Below are 25095 nucleotides of genomic sequence, written 5' to 3' on the forward strand. Positions count from 1 at the left end.
ACTTCAAGGTGTTCCCGTGACGACTCCCGCATCCAACATCCACGCCGACAAAATCCTGATCCTCGACTTCGGTTCGCAATACACGCAACTGATCGCCCGCCGCATCCGCGAGATCGGCGTGTATTGCGAGATTTATTCCTGCGACAGTCGCGATGACGAAGTCAAAAACTTCGGCGCCAAGGGCATCATCCTGTCCGGCGGCCCGGAAACCGTGACCAGCAGCGGCACCCCGCGCGCGCCGCAAGCCGTGTTCGACCTGGGCGTGCCGGTACTGGGCATTTGCTACGGCATGCAAACCATGGCCGAACAGTTGGGCGGCAAGGTCGAGTCCTCCGACCACCGCGAATTCGGCTACGCCCAAATTCGCGCTCGCGGCCACTCCAAACTGTTGACGGAAATCGAAGACCACGTCTCACCGGAAGGCTACGGCCTACTCGACGTATGGATGAGCCACGGCGACCGCGTGGTCGAATTGCCGAACGGCTTCAAACTGATCGCCAGCTCCGACGGCGCGCCGATTGCCGGCATCGCCGACGAGGCGCGCAATTTCTACGCGCTGCAATTCCACCCGGAAGTCACCCACACCAAGCAGGGCGGCCGCATCCTGAGCCGCTTCGTATTGGACATCTGCGGCTGCGCGGCGCTATGGAATGCCAACAACATCATCGAAGACAGCATCAAGGCGGTGCGGGAAAAAGTCGGCGGCGATCAGGTGATACTGGGCTTGTCCGGCGGCGTCGATTCATCGGTGGTCGCGGCCTTATTGCACCGCGCCATAGCCTCGCAACTGACCTGCGTGTTCGTGGATACCGGCCTGTTGCGCCTGCACGAAGGCGATCAGGTCATGGCAATGTTCGCCGAACACATGGGCATCAAGGTCATCCGCGTCGATGCCGAGGCCCGCTACATGAGCGCACTGTCCGGCGTCAACGACCCGGAGCAAAAACGCAAAATCATCGGCGGATTGTTCGTCGAGATTTTCGACGAGGAAGCCGGCAAACTGACCGATGCTCGGTGGCTGGCCCAAGGCACGATCTACCCGGACGTCATCGAATCGGCCGGCGCCAAGAGCGGCAAGGCGCATCTGATCAAATCCCACCACAACGTCGGCGGCCTGCCGGAAAACATGAAGCTGAAACTGGTGGAGCCCCTGCGCGAATTGTTCAAGGACGAAGTCCGCAAACTCGGCCTGGAACTGGGCCTGCCGGCCGACATGATCTACCGCCACCCCTTCCCCGGTCCCGGCTTGGGCGTGCGCATCCTCGGCGAAGTCAAAAAATCCTATGCCGACTTACTGCGCAAGGCCGACGCCATCTTCATCGAAGAACTGTATCGCCATGATTTGTACAACCAAGTCAGCCAGGCCTTCGCGGTGTTCCTGCCGGTCAAATCGGTCGGCGTGATGGGCGACGGCCGCAAATACGACTACGTCGTGGCCTTGCGTGCCGTCGAAACCATCGACTTCATGACCGCCCGCTGGGCGCATTTGCCCTACGACTTTCTGGACTTGGTCTCAAGGCGCATCATCAACGAAGTACCGGGGATTTCCAGGGTGACTTACGACATCTCCGGCAAGCCACCGGCGACGATTGAGTGGGAGTAAAAATGCGCTGAAAAATAAAACATTCAACATCTAATTCGTAATTTTTTAGGGCTTGGCACCATGCCTTTGATTAATGAACTAAATATGGATACTAAAGATTGGATAATGACCATTTCAGTCATTGTGGGGCCAATCCTTGCTGTCCAGGCTCAGAAATTTCTTGAAAATTTTAGTGAAAAAAGGGAGCGTCGTGTCAGGTTGTTCAAAACCTTGATGCCTACACGAGCAGAGCGCCTAAATAGAGACCATGTTCAAGCTCTAAACATGATTGACATTGAGTTTTATGGTCGAATGATTCCACTTATAAGAACGCGATATCAAACTCAAAAAGAACAAGCAGTTACTCATTGTTGGAAGAATTATAATAACCACCTAGGCCAAAGAAATACATATGAGTCAGGTGAGGCATGGCTAAAAAAGTGCGATGAGCTGTTTACTGATTTGCTTTATGCAATGGCGCAATCCTTAAACTATGATTACGATAAAGTTCAGCTTCAAAGGGACTGTTATCGACCGGAAGCTCACGGAACGATTGAAAATATACAGCTCAATCTTTTAACTGGTTTAGAAAGTATTGTAAAAGGAGATAGATCGCTACCAATGGCGGTAACTTCTTTCCCTGGAGTTAATAATCCCGATTCGGAATCATCGTTAGAAACGCCTGGTAGTGAAAGCAAACAACCGAGTAATATCGCGAAACCCGATTAGTAACCCTGATTTCCATCGTTCCCGCGCTCTGCGTTCACGTTATACACATCTCATCTCGACATCTTCTGTGCATCCAGGGCGAAGACAAAGTCGCTGCAATATAGCCTTGCCACCCCGCGTGGCGTCGTGTTTGCAAGCGAATAACTGCCAAAGCCCGCTCCAACAGGGTCACTTCCTACAACCGCAGAGGTTCGAGCGGCGGCAAGCACCGCTTGACCACGCTATAGCATAGCAGCGTCCGTAACCAAGGGAGGCAAAATGGGCAGCAGCCGCAACCTCATCACCAAACCGGACAAACCCCATTTCTAACCTGTAACGAGAATAAAGTCAGCCGGAGTTTACCCGCCCTGATGCCATTCAAATCGTTCTGGATACTTGGCGATACCAACGGCAGCACGCCAATTTCAAACTCTTCGCTTACGCGATCCTGGAAAACCTGTCGCCCAGGCTACGGTTTTGGACAAATGCGTCGCCAGTTTCAAATCCTACTCTGACCGGCGAATCATCGACCTGCCGCAACAACAAAAGCCGAGCGCCTTTTGCAAAAGTTGCGTTTCGCCAAGGCCGCGCATAAGAACGACCGCGAATTCCCATTTTGGCAGAAAGGCCTAAACGCCGAACTAGTGTTTAGCGAGACGATGATGCGGGAAACGCTGGATTGCATCCACGCGGGAGCGCGATAACGGTAATCGGGATTGCTCCGCAATCAGTTAATATGTTAGAGTCAGTTCGGCGCGACAAGCTCCGTGGTAGAGACTCGAAACACTCTACTTCCAGACATCTCCTATTTTCAAACGTAAGGAAACAAAAATGTTCAGGAAATTATTATGGCCGGCATTGATTGGCGTATTTTCATTCAATGCTCACGCTAGCGAAGTTATCGATAATACGCCAATCCACTCAAATCAAATAACGGTCCCCGAAGTAACCATTCGCCCGGAATTGCCCGGTATAACAATATCGCCAGGACAGCCACCCGAAGGTGTTCCTGCCTCGAATCCTGTCCTTATTGGCCAGCGATTGGGCTATAACGAAGCTGAAAGCTTATGGCAATATAGCTATCAAATATTTGGCCAGCAAATCAACGAACACGCCGCATTAACTATTCCGTATTTCTCGGATCAAGAAATTAGTTTGTTATCGGGACCGAGCGGTTGGAATTTGGAAATTGGCAATACCGATCTGTTTAACCTGGGTCAGGGTGTTGGATATATACGCTGGAGTTACGACGGCGTTACGCCTGACAGTTCAAACCGAGTTTTTAGTTATTACTCGCATTGGTCTCCAGGACAAGCAAGCTATAATTTCGTTGAAGCGGATCAAACTACGTCGAGCGGATTTCTTGCTCAACCATTGTCGCCGCAAGCCGCGCTGGCTGGAATTACGCCGCTTCTGTTACCTGTTCCAGTGCCTATTCCTTCGTTAGCGCTTCCCTTGTCGGTCTTGTTAATAGGCTGGGTGTTAAGCGGCTCTAAGCAACAAGCCCGGACTGCGAAGGTGTTTGTTTAGCTTGCGACGCCGGAAAAGCCGGGTTGGATACTCGCTAACCCGGCCAGATAGAACTCCATAGTTCCGCCCCGAGCATTGTTGCTGCTGGACTGATAACAATGCCGTTCTCAGTCCAACAAACAGCGCGAAAGATGAAGTACTACCGCGTCGGCGCCCACGCCGAAGCGCCGACGCTCTGGCGCCCCTATAAAAAAACCGCCATCTTTATTCAGGAACAATCCGGCAAGCCACTGCGACAGGGCAAACAACCGGCCTATTTCGGCTTGGTTGGAAAAGGCGCTTGTAGCCCCTGCGGCTGAAATCGTCTAACGCGCCGTTGCCGCGAGCGAATAAAAAGAATCAAGCCGAATGGCTTTGACGCCGAGTCCGGAACACTTTGCAATATAATCCGAGCATTAGCGATACATCACCTAGCCAAACCACACAACATGACCGACACACCCGACATCCTCAAAACCATCCTCGCCAAAAAAGCCGAAGAAGTAGCGCGCCGCAAGAACAACACACCGTTGGCTATGCTACAAGAATTGGCCGGCACCGTGCAGGCTCCGCGCGGCTTTTACCAGGCCTTGCGCAACAAGGCCGACCAGCAAAAACCGGCAATCATCGCCGAAATCAAAAAGGCTTCGCCCAGCCAAGGCGTGATCCGCGAGGACTTCAAGCCGGTGGAAATCGCGGTCGATTATGCCTTCAACGGTGCGACCTGTTTGTCGGTGTTGACCGACAAGGAATTTTTCCAGGGCTCGGAAGCCAATCTGCAAATGGTCCGCGAACGTTGCCCGCTGCCGGCGATCCGTAAGGATTTCATGATCGATCCGTATCAAATCCACGAATCGCGGGCGCTGGGCGCCGACTGTATCTTGCTGATCGTCGCCGCGTTGGGTGATGCGATGCTGAAGGAACTGGCCGACACCGCGACCGGTTTGGGCATGGACGTGTTGGTGGAAGTACATGATGCCGAGGAACTGGAACGGGCCTTGGCGCTGAACACCCAGATGATAGGCATCAACAACCGCAATCTGCGTACCTTCGAAGTGTCCCTACAAACCACGCTGGACCTGAAAAACACGATTCCGGCCGACAAACTGATCGTCACCGAAAGCGGCATCCACACTCCGGCCGACGTCAAACTGATGCAGGACAACGGCATATACACCTTCCTGGTCGGCGAAGCCTTCATGCGCGCCGAATCGCCGGGTAAGAAGATGCGCGAGTTGTTTTTCTAAGTCCGTTAGCTTCGGATTCGCTGATGCTCGCCGCTGCCGGGCCGGCTTAGACCGACCAAACCCTTTTTTACTCGAAACGGGTTTACGTCTTTCACGCGCGCACGACGGAGACTGGTATAGTGCCGCCGGTTTTCACCGATGGGGAGCGGGGCGATGGCGAATATCCTGGGGGCGGTCCGTTGTTGGCGATGGTGCTTGCTGGTGCTGCTGGCGCCCGTGGCCGGCTTGGCGGGCGACGAATTTTCGTTAATGCAGGCCCTGGCCGACCAGGGCTGGCACGACCTGGACGACGAGCGTTGGAACGCTTACGCCCAGGCCACCTACATCTCCAGCTGGAAACCGGCCTTCGCGGCGGCTTACACCAATCTGAACGGCACGCCGCATTCGCTCAGTCCGAATGCCGAGCGCAGTTTTACCGGCACCTTTACCGCTTATTTCGGTTTGAAAGCCTGGCCGGGCGGCGAGATTTATCTGGCGCCGGAAATGATTTCCGAACTGCCGCTGTCCGACTTGAAGGGCTTGGGCGGCGGCATCCAAAACTTCGAATTGCAAAAAACCGGCTCGGTCAGCGCGACCTGGTACAAGTCGCGGTTATATCTGAAGCAAACCTTTGGCTTCGGCGACGACGACGGCCGCAACGAGTCCGCGCCCTTGCAACTGGCCGGCGCGTTGGACAGCCACCGCTTGGTGGTCACTTTCGGCAATCTCAGCGTGTTGGACATTTTCGACAAGAACCGCTTTTCCGCCGACTTGCGCCAGCAGTTCTTGAACATGGCGTTTCTCAGCCACGCGGCTTACGACTTTGCCGCCGACGCGCGCGGTTATTCGGTCGGTCTGGCCAGCGAATATTATCTCGGCGCGTGGACCTTGCGGCTGGGCCGCTTCACCACGCCGCAAAATCCCAACGATCTGCCGTTGGATTTCAACGTGTTCAACCATTACGGCGATCAACTGGAGATCGAACACCGCCACACGCTGTACGGCCAAGACGGCGCGGTGCGGCTGTTGGCCTACCGCAATCGGGAAATCATGGGTCGCTGGGACGCGGCCATCGCGGCGCTGAAGGACGACCCAAGCAAAAACGCCGCGGCTTGCGGCGGCTTTCATTACGACTCGACCAACGCCGGCGCGCCGGATCTGTGTTGGGTGCGCCGACCCAACGTCAAAACCGGCATCGGCATCAATATCGAACAGCGCTTGACTGGCGCGATCGGGATATTTCTACGCGGCATGGTTTCGGACGGGCAAACCGAGGTGTATTCCTATACCTCGGCCGACCGCTCGTTGTCGTTGGGCGCGGCCGTCGACGGCGAATATTGGGGCCGAGCCCGCGACACGGTCGGGGTCGGCTTCGCCAGCAGTTGGTTGTCGGCCAGCCACGTCGACTATTTGCGCCTGGGCGGCGTGGACGGCTTTATCGGCGACGGCACCATCCGCTACCGGCCGGAACAGTTGGTAGACGTTTACTATAAATTCCATCCCTGGCCCTCGGTGTGGCTGACCGCCGACTACCAGCACATCGCCAATCCGGCCTACAATGCCGATCGAGGTCCGGTCGACGTTTACGGACTGCGCGCCCATTTCGAATTCTGACGTCGCGCGGTTGAAATCAACCGCAGGTTGGGGGATTTTACCCAAAAAAGGCTTTTCCGGAAAAAGATAGCGTATCGATAATAGTCTGCTATCATGCGCGGCCCGCGAACGGCGGGTGTCGGCACGGACCGTAACCCCGACTCGGTAATGGCAAAGCTCTTGCTAAACTGAATCTGCTCCGGCGCGGCCGGAGGTTTAATCAATCACGGCGAAATTGATGCGAAAACGATTCCAGCAACTCTGTTGCCTCCTGGCGCTGCTCGGCGGGCAGTCGGCGTGGGCGCAAACTCGCGCGCTGACCGCCGAACAGGCCTTGGCGCTGTTCTTTCAGCGCAATCTGGATTTGATCGCCGCCCAGTACAACATCGATCAGGCGCGCGCCCAGGAAGTCATCGCCGGCGCCATCCCCAATCCGGATTTCAATTTCCAGTTGTCCGAAATCGGCGACAATCCCAACATGGGCTCGGCGGCGCGCGGCTGCAATCACAATCCGTCGGTCTCTTGCGGGCCCGCCGAATACTTTTCGTTCAGCCAGTTGATTGAGATGGCCGGCAAACGCGGTTTGCGCATCGAAAGCAGCGGCTTCGCGACGCAAGCCGCCGAAGCCGATCTACGCGATGCAGTACGTATCTTTAGCAATATGGTGCTGGACGCCTACTTCGATCTGTTGCTGGCCCAAAAAAACCGCTGGCTAGCCCAGGAAGCCGTCTCCCATTATCGGGACATCGCGGTGGCCAACAAGCTGCGCCTAAACAGCGGAGACATCGCCGAAGCGGATTTTTTACGGGTCAAAATGGAAGCCACCCGCGCCGAAGCGGATCTGGACGCGGCCGAGGCGGCGGTGCGTCAGGCCCAAACCTCGCTGGCGCAAGTTCTGCGTTGGCCGGAGCCGGACTGGCAATTCGAGGCCACCGAAGTCTGGCCGGCGCTCAGCGACATCGGCCAGCACGGCGATGAAACCGCATTGCTCGACCAAGCCTTGCGTCAGCGGCGGGATTTGCAGGCCGACCGGCGCCGCGCCGAGCAAGCGCAAAAGGAGCTGGAATTGGCCCGCCGCTTGAAATACCCGGACGTCACGGTTAACGCCGGTTACGCCCGCGACCCCAGCAACAACGCGCTCAACTCGTTTTTCGTCGGCGTCAGCGTGCCGGTACCGGTGTTTTATCAGTACCAGGGCGAAGCCGACAAGGCGACGGTCGGTTTGAATCAAGCGCAATTGGCGGTCGAACAAACCGAACTGGCGATTCGTAGCGACGTGGCCAATGCGCTGGCCGCCTGGCGCAGCGCCGATAAAATCGCCCAACGCTACGAAAACGGCTTGCTGACCGATGCCCAAACCGTGCGAGACAGCGCCGAACTGGCTTTCAAAAAAGGCGCGATCAGCGTGTTGGATTTTATCGAGGCGCAACGCAGTTACAAAACCGCGATGCGCGACTACTTCGCGGCCGTCGTCGGTCGTGCCAACGCCTATTACGACTTGGCCAAAGCCGTCGGCGACGAAACCCCGCTCGGCCATCCGACCGCCGATTCAAATTCCATTCCCAAGCCCTGATGACCACCGTGTTTAAACGCCATTTTAACGTCCCGATTCGGACCGCGCTGCTGGCGGGCTTGCTGGCGCTGGCCGCGTGCAACGAAGCCGCCGATAAAACTCCGCCGCCCCCAGCCGCCAAAACGCCGGGCGAGGTGGTGTTGCAAGCCGATTCGCCGAAAAAAACCTACGTCAAGATTCGCGAAGTGGCCTACAGCCGGCCGCCGACGATGGAGCCTCTGGCCGGCAAGATCGCCTACGACGAAAACCTGACCTCGCGGATTAGCTCGCCGGTCGCCGGCCGGGTAGTCGGCCAAGCGCTGGCCTTGGGCAGCCAAGTCGCCGCCGGGTCGACGCTGTTGGAATTGCACAGCCCCGATGTCGCCGACGCCGAAGCCGATTTCGCCAAGGCTCAGGCCGAATCGACGCTGGCCAACCGGGCCTATCAGCGCCAGCGCGAGCTCTACGAAGGCAAGGTCGTCGCCCGCAAGGACTTCGAGCAAGCCGAGGACGATTTGCAGCGGGCGCGCAGCGAACTGCAACGCACCGAAACCCGCTTGAAAAATCTGCATCTGGCCGGTCGCCAAGCCAACGGCCGGTTTGCGTTGAAATCGCCGTTGGCCGGCAGCGTCGTCGAGCGCAACGTCAATCCCGGTCAGGAAGTCGGCCCGGACACCGACCGTCCATTGTTCGTGGTGTCCGACTTGAGCCGGCTGAGCGCGGTGCTGGAGGTGTTCGAGATCCATCTGAGCAAGATCAAGGTCGATCAGCAAGTCAGCGTCGAAGTGCCCGCCTATCCGGGCGAACGTTTTCCGGCCGTGGTGCGCTATATCGGCCAAGTATTGGACGAAACCAGCCGCAGCGTGCAAGTGCGGTGCGAGCTGGCCAATCCGGACGGCCGCCTGCTGCCGGGCATGTACGCCAGCGTGACTCTGGAAAGCGACCCGTCTCAACAGACGATCGTGATTCCGCTGACGGCGGTATTTACCGAGGCCGAATCCGATTACGTATTCGTCGCGACCGGGGAAAATCGTTTCAAGCAAAAGCCGATCAAAATCGGCCTGCGCCTGAAAGACCAAGGCGTCGTTCTGGAAGGCTTACAGCCCGGCGAGCGCCTAGTCACCGAAGGCGCCCTGGTGCTGCGCGCCGAGGAAGATGCCGACACTCAGGCCAATTGACCGGGATAGCTCATGATCGCGCGCATCATCGCTTTTTGTTTGCAGCAACGCTTGATGGCGATCGGCATGACGCTGGCCGTCGCCGTATCCGGCATCATTGCCTTCGAAAAACTGCCGGTTCAGGCCTTTCCCGACGTGCAGAACGTGTTCGTCCAAGTCGTTACCCAGTATCCCGGCCAGGCACCGGAAGAGGTCGAAAAGTTGGTCACGCTGCCGATCGAACGGGAAATGAACGGTCTGCCGCATCTGCTAAACATGCGCTCGGTGTCGATCTTCGGCTTGTCGGTGGTGACGTTAACCTTCGACGACGACGCCGAGGATTACTTTTCGCGCCAACAAGTACTGGAGCGCCTGCACAATGCCGACATTCCGGACGAGGTCAAACCGCAGTTGGGGCCTCTGTCGACCGGCGTCGGCGAGATTTACCGCTACGTGATCGACGCCAAACATCTGCCGTTGACCGAGCAGCGCGCGTTGCAGGACTGGGTGATCGAACCGAAGTTGCGCACCGTGCAGGGTGTGGCCGACGTGATTTCCTACGGCGGCGGCGTCAAGGAATACAAGGTGCTGGTCAAACCCGATCGGCTGAAGAATTACCAACTGGATTTGAACCAAGTGTACGCGGCGATCGCCGCCAATAACACCAACACCGGCGGCGGCTATATCGAGGACGGCGACGAAGCCTTGGTAGTGCGGGGTGTCGGCTTGCTGAAGTCGGCCGACGAAATCGGCGATATCGTCGTCGCCAGCCACGACGGCGTGCCGGTGCGGGTCAAGGACATCGCCGAAATCGCGGTCGGCCCGCAACCGCGCACCGGCATCGTGGCGATGAATCAGCGCGACGACATCGTCGAAGGCATCGTGCTGTTGATCAAGGGCCGCGACGCGGTGGAAGTGGTCAATGGCGTCAAGGACAAGATCGCCGAACTGAACCAGTTCGGCCTGCCGCCCGGTGTCAAAATCACGCCGATTTACGACCGCACCGAGCTGGTCGGCCATACCGTGCATACCGTCGAACACAATATGATCGAAGGCGCGGCATTGATTCTGGTGATTCTGCTGGTGTTTTTGCGCCGCTTCCTGGCAGCCTTGCTGGTCACCTTGATCATTCCGCTGTCCTTACTGTTCGCGTTTATTCTGGTCGATGCCGGCGGCGTCTCGGCCAACCTGATTTCGTTGGGCGCGATCGATTTCGGCATTATCGTCGACAGCGCGGTAGTGCTGGTGGAAGCGGTGATGGTGCAAATTACGCTGGATTTGCAGCGCAAGGCCGACCTGCGCCATCTGCGTCAATCGCTGTTGAATACCGCCACCGAAATGGGCCGGCCCATTTTGTTTTCCAAGGCCATCATCATCATCGCCTTTTTGCCGATTTTCACGTTCCAGCGCGTCGAAGCCAAAATCTTTTCACCGATGGCCTACACGCTGAGTTTCGCGTTGGTGGCGTCGATGCTGTTCAGCCTGACCTTCGTGCCGGCGATGCTGACCTATTTGCTCGGGCCGAACATCGGCGAGCGCCACAATCCGTTGGTACACGCGATGGAACGCCACTACCGGCGCCTGCTGGAATTGGTGTTGCGCCACGCCAAAATCGTGTTTACGGCGGCGGTCGCGGCGCTGGTGTTGAGTTTCATGACCGTCCGGCTGATCGGTACCGAATTCATGCCCAAACTGGACGAGGGCAACATCTGGCTGACCATCACGCTGCCGACACCGGTGTCGCTGACCACCGCGAAGGACATCGAACGGCGGGTGCGCGCCAAGCTGGAAACCTTTAGCGAAGCGAAAATGGTGCTGACCCAGTTGGGCCGGCCCGAGGACGGTACCGATCCCAAAGGCTTCAATAACCTGGAAGCGTTAATCGATCTAAACCCGAAATCGACTTGGCGTTACCATTCCAAGGACGAACTGGTGCAGGCGATGGATAAGGCCTTGGCGGTTTATCCCGGCCTGATGACCAACTTCTCCCAGGTAATTCAGGATAACGTCGAGGAGGCGATTTCCGGCGTCAAGGGCGAAATCGCGATCAAGGTGTTCGGCGGCGATTTGAAAACCTTGCAAGACCAGGCCGATCAAATTACCCAAATCCTGGCCTCGATCCGCGGCGCCACTGACGTGGCCGCCGAGCAGCAAGCCGGCTTGGCACAAGCCATCGTCGAGATCGACCGCGCCAAGATTTCCCGTTACGGCATCAACGTCGCCGACGTGGAGCGGGTCATGGAAATCGGCATGGGCGGTAAGGCGGCTTCTCAGTTTCTGGAAGGCGAACGGCGCTTCGACATCACGCTGCGCTATCAGGAGAACGCCCGCAATTCGATCGCCAGCCTGGAGAATTTGCTGGTCAGCTCGCCGGACGGCTTAAAGATTCCGTTGGCGCAACTGGCGACGATCAAGGTCAATCAGGGCGCGTCGCGCATCAGCCGAGAGGACAACATGCGGCGGATCGCGATCAAATGTAACCTAATCGACCGCGACCAGGGCAGCTTCGTCGCCGAAGCTCGGGAAAAAGTCGCCGAGCAAGTGGCCTTGCCGCCGGGCTATCATATCGTCTGGAGCGGCCAGTTCGAAAACCAGCAACGGGCGATGAAACGCCTGGCCATCATTGTTCCGATCAGTCTGGGATTGATATTCGTCTTGCTGTTCTGGGCCTTTATGTCGGTCAGAAACGCATTGTTGATCGTGATGAACGTGCCGTTCGCGATGATCGGCGGTTTATTGATCCTGCTGGCGACCGGCATCAATTTAAGCGTGTCGGCGGCAGTCGGCTTTATCGCGCTGTTCGGCATCGCGGTACAAAACGGCGTGATTCTGGTATCGCAGTTGAACAAATTGCGCCGCGAAGGTCAGTCCCTGCACGACGCGATCGTCAACGGCTCGGTCAGCCGCTTGCGGCCGGTGGTCATGACCGCGCTGATGGCGATGCTGGGCTTGCTGCCGGCCGCTTTGTCTACCAGCGTCGGTTCGGAAACCGCCAAACCGTTCGCTGTGGTGATTATCGGCGGTTTGGCGACCGCTACCGTTCTAACATTGACCCTACTACCGGCCCTGTACCGTTATTTTTCCGAAGCCGACGAGCCCTAGGACTGCCCATGAAAGAGATACGCGCCTACATCCAACCGCATAAACTCAATCCCTTGACGTTGGCGCTATTGGAGATTCCCGGCTTTCCCGGCATGTCGGTCATGGATTGCGAAGGTTTCGGCCGGGAACGGACCGAACATATTCAGGACTACAAACCCTTCTTGCCCAAGAAGCGCATCGAGATTTTCGCGCCGGACGCACTGGCCGAGCGGATTTTTACCACGGTGATGCGCGTGGCCCACAGCGGCCACCACGGCGACGGCAAGGTCTACATGCTGGAGGTCCACAAGGGCGGGCGAATCAGCTCTGGCGAACGCGGCGAGGATTTGGCGTAAAAGGGCCGGTCGGCGTCCAGTCCGACCGACCCCAGCGTTTTAAGGCAGTTTGACGGTGCGCGGCGCGTGTAGCGTCGCGGCGCTTGGATCGTAGGCAGAATGCGGCGGCAGATAGCGGCCCAGGTAATCGATCAGCGCGTCGATGTCCTGCGCGCCGCCTAGCATGTCGCCGCCCTGGGTGAACACACTATAGTTGTCGCCGCCGGTCGCCATGAAGTTGTTGACCGTGACCCGGTAGGTTTGGCTGGGGTTGATCACCGCGCCGTTGCTGACAATCAGGTCGGCGGCGGTCGGATTGCCGCCGGCGTCGTAAACGCTCAGCGATACATTGCGTACCTTGGCGCAAGCCGGCGCGGATTCGCTCCATTCCTGATGCAAGCCGTTGGAGATTTGCAGGATGCGTTGCGAGGTTTGATTGTTCTTGGTCACGCCGTCGGACAACAAACAACCGCCGCCGATGAATTGCTGCTCCAGCACATCTTTTAATTGCGCGGCGGTCAAGGTCAGCGTTACCAAACTATTGCCGAACGGCTGCACCGTAAACGCTTCGCCGTAGCTGACGTCGTGCGGATAGCCGGCGGCGGTGAAGCCCGGATTACGCACGCCGCCGGGGTTCATCAGCGCAAACTGGGCGCCGCCGAATGCCGCCGCCGAGGTGGCTTGCCATTGCGCATCGGCGATCAAATCGCCGGCCGCCATTTCGCCAGCGGTGTTCGCCGAGTTGGTGGCCGGGCCGGTGATCGTGCCTATCGTGCGGGCCGCCAGCGGTGCCACCAATGCGGCATAACCATCGACGATGCCTTTGATTTCGGCGTCGGCCGCATAATTGGCGTCCGTCCTGTCCACGGTGATGTTATGCGCATCGACCGCGACGACATCGCCGTTGGCGTGGTTGATGGTCAGGTCGATGTCGGTCAGCACCCGGCCGAACGAACTGGCCTGGGTCACCGGAATCGCGCGGCCGGCCTTGTTGGGCAACTGGCAGATGAAACCGGTGTGGGTGTGGCCGGAAATCACCATGTCCACCGCGTTGTCCAGTTGGGCGACGATGCCTTTGACCGGCGACGTGGTCGGGTCTTGCAAGGCCGCCGAACAATCGTTGATGAAATTCGGCGCCGCGCTGCCTTGCGAGCCGCCTTGATGCAGCAGCACGACGATGGCTTCGACGCCCTGCGCGCGCAATTTCGGCACCAAGCCGTTGACGGTGGCGGCTTCGTCCTTGAACGCCAGACCGGCCACGCCGGCCGGCGTGACGATGGTCGGGGTTTCCTTCAAGGTCAAACCGATGAAGCCGACCTTGAGCTTGCCGCCGGCGGTATTGAAGCTTTTGATGGCGTAAGCCGGAAACACGGTCTTGCCGTTCGCGGTGTTAACCACGTTGGCGGCCAGAAACTTGAATTTTGCGCCTTCGAACGGTACCGGCGTGCCGACTTCCGCGCCCTTGCAGGTGTTGCTGTCGGTCGGATGGCAGCCGCCGGCCTGCATCCGCAGCAACTCGTCCTTGCCTTCGTCGAACTCGTGGTTGCCGACCGCGTTGAACTCCAGGCCCAGGCGGTTCATCGTTTCTATCGTACCTTCGTCGTGAAAAAAGGCCGAGATCAATGGGCTGGCACCGATCAGGTCGCCAGCCGACACGACGACGCTATTCGGATTCTCCGCTTTCAACGCATCGACGTAAGCAGCCAGCATGTCGACGCCGCCGGCCGGCTTGCTGACGATCGCGGTGCCGGAGCCGCCGGCCTGCACGCCGAAATTGCCCGGCGATTGCAGATTGCCGTGGAAGTCGTTGAACGCGACGATCTTGACGGTGCTGGTAGCGGCTTGCGCACAACCCAGCGTCGCCAACGCGATGCCGATACCGGCGATCAATTGTTTGTTTCTCATGGCGATTCTCCCAATCAAGCCGAACGGCGCCGTGCCGCGGCAGCCAACAGTCCGCTACCGGACAGCATCAGCCATGCTCCGGCGGGCAACGGAACCGCCGTCAGAGCGACGCCGCCCAGGGTGGCGTTGAAGGGCAACCCCTCCGCATCCAGCGCGGACACCGCCAACAGGCCGGTGATATGGTGGCTGCCGGCGCCGAGCTGAAACAAGCCCCGGCTGAAATTGGTTTGACTCCAGGCCGTATCGAAATCGATCACGCTCGGCGTAGCGCCATCCCGATAATTATTGATGCCGGCACTAGTAAAGGCCAAGCTGATACCGTTATCGAAAACCTGGAAACTATCGCCGGAAAAGCCGGCGTCCACGACTTTCAGAATTGCCGGAGCGCTCAACGTGAAATCGAATGCGATGGCCGAGCCGTCGTCGGCAATCCAGCTGAGCGGATCGATGCCGGATTCGGCGGAAAAATCATCGACAACGAACTCGCTCCAACTGCCGTCGACGGCTAAAGCGACCGTTTGGGCCTGAGCCGGTAGCGCGAATGCCAGCGCCACGGCCGCGAAAAATCTTGGTTTGAACATAAGTCTGTACCCCATTTGAAAGATGCCGTTGAAGGGGCAGGGACGATTCCGTCCCAGCCACCGCTGGGCATTACAAACCGGGAATATGAAAAGCCGATGACGCTAGCGCGACAATTGCGTGGCAAGCGCGCAAACGCCTAGCCGAGGGGGATGATGCATGGAGTGGGTAGATGGACGGGGAAACCGGTGATCGAGCCTTGAAAACCGGCAACCGGCTATGCCGAAGGCTATCGAGCGATGCCGCCGGAATCGACGGCATCGATGCTATCAAGTCAGTAATGGCTTACGAAAAATTGCGGCCGTAGAAGATTTCGGCCATTTCTTCCTGGAGCATTTCCTGGATTTCTTCCTGCTCCTCGTCGCTGAAATTACTTTCCTTTTCGAACAGGTAATTTTCCAGTTCGGTTTCCTTCAGCATCATCTTAGTATGGAAGATGTTCTCCTGATAGACGTTGACGTCGATCATTTGATACAGCTCCTTGGTGCTTTCGGCGATGTAGTTTTGAATCGAGTTGATCTTGTGGTCGATATAGATCTTCTGGCCGGTCACGTCGCGGGTGAAACCGCGCACCCGGTAATCCATGATGACGATGTCGGACTCGAAGCTATGTATTAGATAATTCAAGGCTTTCAACGGCGAAATTTGTCCGCAGGTGGATACGTCGATGTCGGCCCGAAACGTGCAAATATCGGTATCCGGATGACTTTCCGGATAGGTGTGCACGGTGATGTGGCTCTTGTCCAAATGCGCCAAAATCGTGTCGGGCAACGGGCCCGGCGACTCGGAATTCATGCCGGCCGGGATCACCGCGCCCTCGGAAATCAACATCGTTACGCTGGCGCCTTGCGGGTCGTAATCCTGATGAGCGATGTTCAAAATCTGCGCGCCGATGATGTTGGCCACATCCTTCAAAATTTGGGTCAGGCGTTTGGCGTTGTAAGCTTCGTCGATGTATTCGATGTACGCTTTTTCTTGCTCCTTGGGCGCGTAGCAAACGTCGTAAATGTTGAAGCTCAACGATTTGGTCAGGTTGTTAAACCCGTGTAATTGTAATTTGCTCAACCGCTTAACCCTCGATAACTTCGAAATCGTGACTGATTTCCACGCCGGCCTTGCCCAGCATGATGGATGCCGAACAATATTTTTCGGCGGACAGTTTCACCGCCCGCTCCACCGCCGATGCCGGCAGATTTTTCCCGGTCACCTTGAAATGCAGGTGGATTTTGGTAAACACCGCCGGCACGGCGTCGGCGCGTTCGGCGGTCAATTCGGCACTGCAATGCACGATGTCGTGGCGGCCTTTCTGCAGGATGTCGACCACGTCGAACGACGAGCAGCCGCCCACGCCCATCAGCAGCATTTCCATCGGACGCACGCCCAAATTCCGACCGCCGTGGTCGGGCGGACCGTCCATCACCACCGTGTGTCCGCTGCCGGACTCGCCGACGAACAATCTGCCGTCGACCCATTTAATCGTTGCTTGCATCCTCTAACCCAAGTCGAAACCAAAATTGACGCGGATTTTACAACGAACCCGTCAAATGTCTTGATTTTTTTCCGAAACTCCTGCACCTTGATAAGGTAGCCAAATCAGTTCACAGAATTATTACAAATTATGAGCTTCGTTAAACAAAACAAGATCTCGCCATCCGCTCTCGAAGCCTTTTTGCGCTTCTGCCATGTCCGGACCTATCCGGCCAAAATCACGATCGTCCGCCCCGGCGACGTCGGCGACAAGTTGTTGTTTGTGGTCGACGGCTCGGTCAGCGTCAGCGTCGAAGACGAAGAAGGCCGGGAACTGATTCTGGCTTATTTGAACAAGCACGATTTCGTAGGCGAAATCGGCGTGTTCAAAAATGCCGAAACCCGTAGCGTGTTGGTGAAAACCCGCACCAAGTGCCAGATGGCGGAGATCGGTTACGAGCGTTTCAAGCAATTGCTGAACGCCGATTTGCGCGATCAGGCCGTCGAAATTCTGACCGTGCTCGGCGAGCAACTCTCCACCCGTTTGCTGATTACGAGCCGCAAATACCGCGACCTGGCCTTCATGGACGTCGAGGGACGTATCGCCCGGACCTTACTGGATCTGTGCAAGGAGCCGGACGCGATCACCCACCCCGACGGCATGCAATTGCACATCACCCGTCAGGAAATCGGTCGTATCGTCGGCTGCTCCAGGGAAATGGCCGGCCGGGTATTGAAGGAGCTGGAAGACAAGGGCTTGATCACCGCCCACGGCAAAACCATCGTCGTGTTCGGCACCCGCTAAATCCGTCCAACGCCCACCATCGGCGCGGCCGCTCCACCGGAACGGCCGCCGCGATCATTTAAATAGCGAATCGAACAGTTCTTGCATCGCCGTCCAGGATAGCCGGTCGGCTTCCGCGTCGTAAGCCACGTCCAACTGGTTGGCCTTGCCGAGACGGTCGGCATCCGGATTGGTAAAACCGTGTTTGGCCCCCGGATAATTGACGACGCGATAATCCGCCTTGGCCAGCGCCATTTCCTTTTCGAAGTCAGCGATGCTTTGCGGCGTCACGAAGCCGTCGGCCGCGCCGTTCAACACCAACACCTTAGCCTTGACACTGCCGGGTTTGGCCGGAGTATCGGTCACCAGATTGCCGTGAAAGCTGACCACGGCCGCCAATTCGACGCCTTGCCGCGCCATGTTCAACACAGTCGATCCGCCGAAACAGTAGCCGATCGCGGCAATCTTGCCGACATCGACGTTGGGTTGCTCACGCAAGAATTGCAAGGCCGCCAAAAAACGTTGCTTGGCGATGTCGGCCCGTTCCAGCACCGATTTCATGAAGGCCGACGCTTCGGCGGCGTGTTCGCTGGACTTCCCGTCCCCGTACATATCCACCGCCAACGCGGTATAGCCCAGCTCGGCCAGCATTTTGGCGCGCTGGCGGGCGTAGTCGTTCAAGCCCCACCATTCGTGGACGACCAGCACGCCCGGCTGCTTGAGGCCCTTGGCGTCGTCCCAGGCCAGATAGCCGCGCAGCCGGGTATCGCCGGCACTGTATTCGACGGTCCGCTCGCGCAACGCGGCTTGCGCGCCGCTCGCTATCAACAGGCTTAACACTAGCCAAATGGGTTTCATGGTTTCCTCCTAGTTGCAAAAATGATCGGACCGGCTTTTTATCGCAATCTGTGTTGAAATGCCACCGAAATCGGCGCCGCCGGCGCCTCACAGTCCCGACCGATCAACGAAATGAACCCATCGAAACCCGTCGCCGTTTGGCGGCAAATCCCTGGCGGCGTGTGGGCGCTGGGCTTCGTCAGTCTGTTGATGGACATTTCCTCGGAAATGATTCACAGCCTGCTACCGTTGTTCATGGTCGGCACGCTGGGCGCCAGCACGCTGAGCGTCGGCTTGATCGAAGGCGCAGCCGAAGCCACCGCGCTGATCGTCAAGGTCTTTTCCGGCGTCGCCAGCGATTACCTGGGTAAGCGCAAAAGTCTGGCGTTGATCGGTTACAGTCTGGGCGCGCTGACCAAGCCGCTGTTCGCCATTACCGCCAGTAGCGGCATGGTGCTGACCGCCCGCTTGCTGGACAGAGTCGGCAAAGGCATACGCGGCGCGCCGCGCGATGCGCTGGTGGCGGACCTGGCGCCGACGGAAATTCGCGGCGCGGCCTTCGGCTTGCGGCAGTCACTGGATAATATCGGCGCGTTTCTGGGCCCTTTGTTGGCGGTGACCTTGATGCTGTGGTGGGACAATGACTTTCGGGCCGTGTTTTGGGTGGCGGTGATTCCGGGCGCCTTGGCGGTACTGATGCTGCTGGTCGGCGTCAAGGAACCCAAGCATCTGGTCAAGGCCAGGCACGGCAATCCAATCCGCCGCGCCAATCTGCGCCGCTTGGGCAAGACCTATTGGCGGGTCGTGACCATCGGCGCGGTGTTCACATTGGCGCGCTTCAGCGAGGCTTTCCTGGTACTCAGGGCGCAACAGGGGGGCATAGCCTTAGCGCTGGTACCGCTGGTGATGGTGGCGATGAATATCGTCTATTCGGCAACCGCCTATCCGTTCGGGAAATTGTCGGACCGGATCTCGCCGGCGCGCTTGCTGAGCTGGGGCTTGCTGGTGCTGATCGGCGCGGACCTGGTGTTGGCCAGCAGCGCCGATTGGCGGGCGACGCTGGCCGGCGTCGGTTTATGGGGCGTTCACATGGGGATGACCCAAGGTCTGCTCACCAAACTGGTAGCGGACACCGCGCCGGCCGATTTACGCGGCACCGGTTTCGGCTTTTTCAATCTGATCTCCGGCCTGGCAATGCTGGCTGCCAGTGTCTTGGCCGGCTGGCTGTGGGATAGCCACGGCGCGGCGCTGACTTTCGTGGCCGGCGCGATCTTCTCCGCCGCCGCCTGGCTGATGCTGCGACTCGATCGTCGCACGCGTCATTGAAAAGGCCGGGAGTATTCCGCTCGACACGGCGGGCAAGCGATCGCCCTCTTTCCAAAGCCGGACGTAAAGTGTAAGTTAACACTTACAAGCGACGGCGTTCGACCGTCGTATCGCCAGTTCGAGGCCGTCCGTGAATTTCGCTCCCATCCCCGCTCTGCAACACTCTCGCAAATGGCAGGTCTGGCTGCTGGCCGTGGTACTGGCGCTGCTGCTGACCGAAACCATCGTCGCCGCGATGAGCTGGTTGTTGCGCGGCGTAATCACTTGGGATTATTTGCTGACCGGCTTGGTCGCGTCGCTGATCGTCGCGTCTCTGGTGTCGGGCATCACGGTGTTGCTCCTCGAGAAAATGGCTTCGCTAGACCGCAACATTTTGCAACTGAACACGATCATCGACGCCCTGCCGATACCGATCGCCTTGTTCGACGCCGATCGCCGGATATTACGCCTGAATCCGGCCTTCAGCAACGCGTTCGGCTACCTGGCGGCCGATCTTCCCGATGTCGAAACCTGGCGCCGCAAAGCCTATCCGGACAGCGACTATCGCTATTGGGTAACCGACGAATGGCAGCGCCGGCTGAATTGCGAGCCGCCCCGCTTCGAACCGCTGGAACTCAAGGTTTTTTGCAAGAACGGCATAACCAAAAACGTGGTCGTCACCGTAACGCCGTTGGGGCCGCTCTGCGACCACCTCCACTTGGTAGTGCTGTACGACGTGTCGGAGCGGGTCGAGGCGATGAATGCGCTGGCCGAGTCGCGCAACTTGTTGCAACTGGTGATCGAAACCATCCCGTTGCGCGTATTCTGGAAGGACCGAGCTTCCCGTTATCTGGGCTGCAATGCTTTGTTCGCCGAGGACAGCGGCGCGCCGGACGTGGCGACCGTGATCGGCAAGGTCGACACTCAATTGGCGTGGTACCGGCAAGCGGAGCTCTACCGGCGCGACGACCGTTGGGTCATTGAGTCCGGTCAAGCGAAACTGGCTTACGAAGAACCACAAATCACGTCCGATCACGGCGAATGTGTGCTGCGCACATCGAAAGCGCCGTTACGTAACCGACGCGGCGAAACCATCGGCGTGCTGGGCGTTTACGACGACATCACCGAATTCAAGCAAATCGAATCCGAGCTGTGGTTTACCCGAGCCATGGTCGATAAAAGCAAGACCGCGTTCTACTGGCTGGACGAAAACGGCCGTATCACCTATATCAACGATTACGCCTGCGAAACGCTGGGTTACAGCCGCGCCGAATTGTTGGGCATGTTCCCCTGGCAGTTCAACCTCGATTTGAGCGAAGCGGACTGGCCGATGTTGTGGCAACGTCTACAAGCCGAGGAAATCGTCGTGCTGGAGAGCCGGCACCGCCGCAAAGACGGTACGCTGGTGCCGGTCGAAGTGACCGGACATTACATCCGTTACGGCGATCGTTCGCTGATGTTTGCATTCGCGCAAAATATTAGCGAACGCAAACAAGCCGAAACCCAGTTACGCATCGCCGCCACCGCGTTCGAGTCACAAGAAGGCATGGCCATCACCGATGCCGACGCGGTGATCCTGAAAATCAATCTGTCGTTTAGCGAAATGACCGGCTACACCCCGGCCGACGCGGTCGGCCGCAACCTTAACCTGTTGCATTCGGATATTCACGACGGCCGCTTTTACGACGAAGTATGGAGCGGCTTGCGCCGTAACGGCGTCTGGCAGGGCGAACTGTGGAATCGGCACAAGAACGGCACGGTATTTCCAGTCTGGCAAACCATGACCGCGGTGCGAGGCGCGGACGGCGCCATCACCCATTTTGTCGCGGCGATGACCGACATCAGCGAGCGCAAGGCCATCGAAGACCACGTCCACCATTTGGCCCACCACGACCCGCTAACCGATCTGCCCAATCGCATCCTGCTCAGCGACCGCTTGCGTCAGGCGCTGGCGCAAGCCAGACGCGAGCAAACCCGGCTGGCCTTGATATATCTGGACCTGGACCAGTTTAAACCGGTCAACGACAGTTACGGTCACGACATCGGCGATTTGCTGTTGCAAGACGTGGCCTGCCGGCTACGGGCCTGCGTCCGCCGCGAATCCGATACGGTATCCCGGCTGGGGGGCGACGAATTCGTGGTTCTGCTGCCGCAAATCGACGGTGAACGCGATGTGGTGGCGATTTCCGAAAAGATTCTGGAAGCCTTAAGCCGACCGTTTTCGCTCGAGCAATACGCGGTGAATATTTCGACCAGCTTGGGCATCGCGATTTATCCCAATCACGGAGCCGACGTCAAAACTTTAATGAAGCACGCCGACCAAGCGATGTACCAAGCCAAATGCGCCGGCAAGGGCTGTTATCGGTTCTACGGCGACTCGGCCGCGACGCCGGCCGGAGACGGCTGATCGCCCAGCCACCGGCCCAATTCCGGCGTAAAGCGCCGGCCTTGCGCGTCGACAAAACGGAACGGCACCGACACCAACGCCATGCCGCGATTGACCTGCACCGCGAAGTGCAGGTGGGGACCGGTGGTAAGGCCGGTATTTCCCGAAAACCCGATCAATTGTCCGGCCGCGACCCGCTCGCCGGCCTTGACGAGGGCTTTTTCCAACGCAAGATGGGCATAGACCGCCATCGTGCCGTCGTCATGGCCGATGCGAATCGTGTTGGCTTTGCCGGCATAGGCGGGTTCGGTGCCGTTGCCGTCGAAATCGTTTTCGACATCCAGCACGACGCCGGCGCGCGCCGCATGCACCGGAGTATCGACCGGCATCATGATGTCCACCGCGTACCGATTCTGGTCGTCGGTATGGCTATATTCGCCGCCGAAGCCTTGGGTGATTTGAAAGCGGCTTCCCAACGCCAACGGCGGGCGGTAATCGGGGTCCCCCGGCGCTTCGGCCAGCGGCTGGCCGAGCACGTAGCGATATTGCAAACCGTAGTGCCATCGGCCGGCGCCGGGAACGGCGCCAACCGCGAACAGCGGCGCGGACAGACCGGGACCGACAACGAAACGGCTCGGCAGCGCTGGCTGGGCCTCGACGTTTTCGCCGTCCCGCCAGTCGATCTCGACTTCAATCGGTCCCGGATAGGTGTTGCGAACCGCGAAGGCCGCGCGTCGGTCGTCGCCGGATTTTTCCAGCCACACTCTCTGAGCGGCGGCCGGCTTCATTTGCCGAATCTCAACCGGACCGGCGTCCGGCGGCGCCTGGTCGCTGTAATGCCAGAGGCCCTGGGGATCGCGGTATTTGTAAAGTTTTTTGGCGTCGGCGCCGCCGCAAATCAGCACCAGCACCATCGCCAAGCCGCCGCGCGCCGACACGCCGCGAACTACTTCCGGGTAGAGCTGAACGTGTAGGATTTGACGACGCCCTGGTTATCGAAGCGAATCAGCAAATCCTGAGTGTCGTCGCCGCCGAACAGCGAATATTTGTAGATGCCGTAGGTCCAAGTCGGCCGGCCGTCTTCCATGCCGGTACGCCAGGGCGTGCCGAACAGTTCGGTGATGTCCTGTTTGCGGGTTTGACCGACTTTGATTTCCGGTACTCTGGACGCGGCGAATTCCTGACCGACCGTGACGCAACCGCTCAACGGCAGTGCCGACAGGCCGGAAAGCATCAGGGCCGAACCCAGGGAAACAGCCCGCAAGCTGAATATTTTCGCGATATTTCTCATAAGCATTGCCTGATAGGGAAATTGATTGATATAAGTAGCGGAACGCCGCGTATCTTAGCCGGTTCGCGCAACGATTCGTAATTTTTAGCCCGTGAGTCGATTACCATGCCAGCCTCAGCCGATAGCCTCCCCCTCGATAGCCTGCGCTTCGACAACCGATTCGTCCGCGAGTTGCCGGGCGACCCGGAACCCGACAATTTTCGCCGCCAAGTGTATGCGGCCTGTTATTCGAAAGTCACACCCAGCAGGGTCAAGAACCCGCGACTAGTGGCCTACGCCGCCGACCTGGCCCCGGCGCTGGGCATTGCCGAGGAGGTCTGTCGCTCCGACGATTTTTGCCAAGTCTTCGCCGGCAACCGGCTGGCGGCCGGGATGGAGCCGTTCGCGATGGGATACGGCGGTCACCAGTTCGGGCATTGGGCCGGACAACTGGGCGACGGCCGCGCCATCAATCTCGGCGAAGTGATCTGCCCGGACGGCTCGCGGCAAACCCTGCAATTGAAGGGCGCCGGCCTGACCCCGTATTCGCGTAGCGCCGACGGCCTGGCGGTATTGCGCTCGTCGATTCGGGAATTTTTATGCAGCGAGGCGATGCACCACCTCGGCGTGCCGACCACCCGCGCGCTCAGCGTGGTTTTGACCGGCGAAACCGTGGTGCGCGACATGTTTTACGACGGCAATCCGCAATTGGAACCGGGCGCGATTGTGTGCCGGGTCGCGCCGTCCTTCGTCCGTTTCGGCAACTTCCAATTATTCACCGCCCGCGACGACCTGGAGTCGCTGAAAGCCTTGGTGGACTACACGATACGCAACGACTTTCCGGAATTGGGCGAACCGTGTACCGCCGTTTACCTGCAATGGTTCGCCGAAGTCTGCCGGAAAACCGCCGATATGGTGGTGCATTGGCAACGGGTCGGCTTCGTCCACGGCGTGATGAATACCGACAACATGTCGATTCTGGGCTTGACCATCGATTACGGCCCCTACGGCTGGCTGGAAAACTACGATCCGGACTGGACGCCCAACACCACCGATGCCCAAGGCCGCCGCTACCGTTACGGCAACCAACCCAAAATCGCCTATTGGAATCTGGTGCAACTGGCCAACGCCTTGTATCCGCTGGTTAAGCGCGCCGAGGGCTTGCAGCAGGCCCTGCAAAGCTTTACCGACACCTTCGACCGGCAATGGCAGGCGACATTGGCCGCCAAACTCGGCCTGTCGGCATTCGATGCCGATGCCGGCGACGAGGCCCTGACCCATCGGGTGTTGAAGTTGTTGCAGAATGCCGAAACCGACATGACGCTGTTCTTCCGGCAACTGGCCGATGTCGATATCGCCGGATCGGCCGACGACCAAGCCAATGCCGAATTTATCGAGCTGTTGCAACGAAACAGTTACGAGACCTTGAGCGAAGCCGTCGTCGAAATGGCCGAGCGCTGGTTCGGCGATTATCGGAAAAGGCTGTTAAGCGACGGCCTGCCGCAAAGCGAGCGCCGCGAAATCATGAATCGGGTCAATCCCAAATACGTGTTGCGCAATTATTTGGCTCAACAAGCCATCGATCTGGCCGAACAAGGCGATTTCAGCCTGGTTTGGGAGTTGCTGGATTTATTGCGCGCGCCGTATGCCGAGCAACCCGAGCGCGATCGGTTCGCCGCGAAGCGGCCGGATTGGGCTAAGGAACGCGCCGGTTGTTCGATGCTCTCGTGTAGTTCGTAATTTTCGGCGTCGTGACACTGGCGCGTAACCCGACATGGCTTATCATTGTCGCTTGATTTTTCGCTGAGGCATTCAAAGG

Annotated in this window: 22 protein-coding genes; 15 read left to right on the forward strand and 7 right to left on the reverse strand. The window is 58.4% G+C overall.

Annotated elements, in window-relative coordinates; genetic code table 11:
• The first annotated feature begins 16 nt into the window (after positions 1-16).
• The 11 genes from guaA (at position 17) to ACP4CD_RS16120 (ending at position 12764) form a co-directional block, all read left to right on the forward strand.
• Positions 17-1603, forward strand: coding sequence for a glutamine-hydrolyzing GMP synthase (guaA, locus tag ACP4CD_RS16070; RefSeq protein ID WP_426991631.1), 1587 nt, complete (start codon positions 17-19; stop codon positions 1601-1603).
• 60 nt (positions 1604-1663) lie between these two features.
• Positions 1664-2311, forward strand: coding sequence for a DUF6680 family protein (locus tag ACP4CD_RS16075; protein ID WP_426991632.1), 648 nt, complete (start codon positions 1664-1666; stop codon positions 2309-2311).
• A 539-nt stretch (positions 2312-2850) separates the two neighbouring features.
• Positions 2851-2994 carry a hypothetical protein gene (locus ACP4CD_RS16080; RefSeq protein WP_175463758.1) on the forward strand — a complete coding sequence of 48 codons (144 nt, stop codon included), beginning with the start codon at positions 2851-2853 and terminating at the stop codon, positions 2992-2994.
• Between the two features lie 127 nt (positions 2995-3121).
• Positions 3122-3820 carry a hypothetical protein gene (locus tag ACP4CD_RS16085; protein ID WP_313729344.1) on the forward strand — a complete coding sequence of 233 codons (699 nt, stop codon included), beginning with the start codon at positions 3122-3124 and terminating at the stop codon, positions 3818-3820.
• A 131-nt stretch (positions 3821-3951) separates the two neighbouring features.
• Positions 3952-4119, forward strand: a complete 168-nt coding sequence (locus ACP4CD_RS16090) for a hypothetical protein (protein WP_426991633.1) — start codon at positions 3952-3954, stop codon at positions 4117-4119.
• A 129-nt stretch (positions 4120-4248) separates the two neighbouring features.
• Entirely contained in the window at positions 4249-5046 is a 798-nt protein-coding gene (trpC, locus tag ACP4CD_RS16095) for an indole-3-glycerol phosphate synthase TrpC (RefSeq protein WP_426991634.1), read from the forward strand.
• Between the two features lie 153 nt (positions 5047-5199).
• On the forward strand, positions 5200-6639 hold the full coding sequence (locus ACP4CD_RS16100) for a carbohydrate porin (RefSeq protein WP_426991635.1): 1440 nt from the start codon (positions 5200-5202) through the stop codon (positions 6637-6639).
• Positions 6640-6856: 217 nt separating this feature from the next.
• Complete coding sequence (locus tag ACP4CD_RS16105) at positions 6857-8191, forward strand: TolC family protein (protein ID WP_426991636.1); 1335 nt, start codon at positions 6857-6859, stop codon at positions 8189-8191.
• Complete coding sequence (locus ACP4CD_RS16110; RefSeq protein WP_426991637.1) at positions 8191-9348, forward strand: efflux RND transporter periplasmic adaptor subunit; 1158 nt, start codon at positions 8191-8193, stop codon at positions 9346-9348. The genes ACP4CD_RS16105 and ACP4CD_RS16110 overlap by 1 nt, the downstream gene beginning before the upstream one ends.
• A 12-nt stretch (positions 9349-9360) precedes the next feature.
• Positions 9361-12429: an efflux RND transporter permease subunit gene (locus tag ACP4CD_RS16115; protein WP_426991638.1), complete on the forward strand. Its 3069-nt coding sequence runs from the start codon at positions 9361-9363 to the stop codon at positions 12427-12429.
• 8 nt (positions 12430-12437) lie between these two features.
• Complete coding sequence (locus ACP4CD_RS16120) at positions 12438-12764, forward strand: P-II family nitrogen regulator (protein WP_071160130.1); 327 nt, start codon at positions 12438-12440, stop codon at positions 12762-12764.
• A 39-nt stretch (positions 12765-12803) separates the two neighbouring features.
• On the opposite strand, the gene ACP4CD_RS16125 is transcribed toward ACP4CD_RS16120, so the two are convergent.
• From ACP4CD_RS16125 to ACP4CD_RS16140, 4 genes are all read right to left on the reverse strand, one after another.
• A complete protein-coding gene (locus tag ACP4CD_RS16125; protein ID WP_426991639.1) occupies positions 12804-14648 on the reverse strand; it encodes a bifunctional metallophosphatase/5'-nucleotidase in 1845 nt (614 codons plus the stop codon).
• Positions 14649-14662: 14 nt separating this feature from the next.
• The gene (locus tag ACP4CD_RS16130; protein WP_064026424.1) at positions 14663-15229 is read right to left on the reverse strand and encodes a hypothetical protein; all 567 of its coding nucleotides are present in this window, start codon (positions 15227-15229) and stop codon (positions 14663-14665) included.
• A gap of 283 nt (positions 15230-15512) precedes the next feature.
• The gene (gene speD / locus ACP4CD_RS16135) at positions 15513-16292 is read right to left on the reverse strand and encodes an adenosylmethionine decarboxylase (RefSeq protein ID WP_064026426.1); all 780 of its coding nucleotides are present in this window, start codon (positions 16290-16292) and stop codon (positions 15513-15515) included.
• A gap of 4 nt (positions 16293-16296) precedes the next feature.
• Positions 16297-16716 (reverse strand): OsmC family protein, encoded by a 420-nt coding sequence (locus ACP4CD_RS16140; protein ID WP_064026428.1) that lies wholly within the window; start codon positions 16714-16716, stop codon positions 16297-16299.
• Between the two features lie 129 nt (positions 16717-16845).
• Here ACP4CD_RS16140 and crp point away from each other — a divergent pair, with 129 nt between their 5' ends.
• Positions 16846-17499 carry a cAMP-activated global transcriptional regulator CRP gene (gene crp, locus ACP4CD_RS16145; protein ID WP_064026430.1) on the forward strand — a complete coding sequence of 218 codons (654 nt, stop codon included), beginning with the start codon at positions 16846-16848 and terminating at the stop codon, positions 17497-17499.
• 54 nt (positions 17500-17553) lie between these two features.
• Here the strand turns inward: crp and ACP4CD_RS16150 are convergent, their stop codons facing one another.
• Complete coding sequence (locus ACP4CD_RS16150) at positions 17554-18336, reverse strand: dienelactone hydrolase family protein (protein ID WP_426991640.1); 783 nt, start codon at positions 18334-18336, stop codon at positions 17554-17556.
• A 111-nt stretch (positions 18337-18447) separates the two neighbouring features.
• On the opposite strand from ACP4CD_RS16150, the gene ACP4CD_RS16155 reads away from it, so the two are divergent.
• Both ACP4CD_RS16155 and ACP4CD_RS16160 read left to right on the forward strand, forming a co-directional pair.
• A complete protein-coding gene (locus ACP4CD_RS16155) occupies positions 18448-19641 on the forward strand; it encodes an MFS transporter (protein ID WP_426991641.1) in 1194 nt (397 codons plus the stop codon).
• A gap of 130 nt (positions 19642-19771) precedes the next feature.
• Entirely contained in the window at positions 19772-22027 is a 2256-nt protein-coding gene (locus ACP4CD_RS16160) for a PAS domain S-box protein (RefSeq protein ID WP_426991642.1), read from the forward strand.
• Here the strand turns inward: ACP4CD_RS16160 and ACP4CD_RS16165 are convergent.
• Complete coding sequence (locus ACP4CD_RS16165) at positions 21988-22944, reverse strand: peptidoglycan DD-metalloendopeptidase family protein (RefSeq protein ID WP_426991643.1); 957 nt, start codon at positions 22942-22944, stop codon at positions 21988-21990. The two genes, ACP4CD_RS16160 and ACP4CD_RS16165, sit on opposite strands and share 40 nt — an antisense overlap.
• 8 nt (positions 22945-22952) lie before the next feature.
• A complete protein-coding gene (bamE, locus tag ACP4CD_RS16170) occupies positions 22953-23297 on the reverse strand; it encodes an outer membrane protein assembly factor BamE domain-containing protein (RefSeq protein ID WP_071160123.1) in 345 nt (114 codons plus the stop codon).
• A 105-nt stretch (positions 23298-23402) separates the two neighbouring features.
• Here bamE and ACP4CD_RS16175 point away from each other — a divergent pair, with 105 nt between their 5' ends.
• Positions 23403-25016, forward strand: coding sequence for a protein adenylyltransferase SelO (locus ACP4CD_RS16175; protein WP_426991644.1), 1614 nt, complete (start codon positions 23403-23405; stop codon positions 25014-25016).
• Positions 25017-25095 lie beyond the last annotated feature (79 nt).

This window comes from Methylomonas stagni, assembly GCF_050154735.1.
Lineage (GTDB): Bacteria > Pseudomonadota > Gammaproteobacteria > Methylococcales > Methylomonadaceae > Methylomonas > Methylomonas koyamae_A.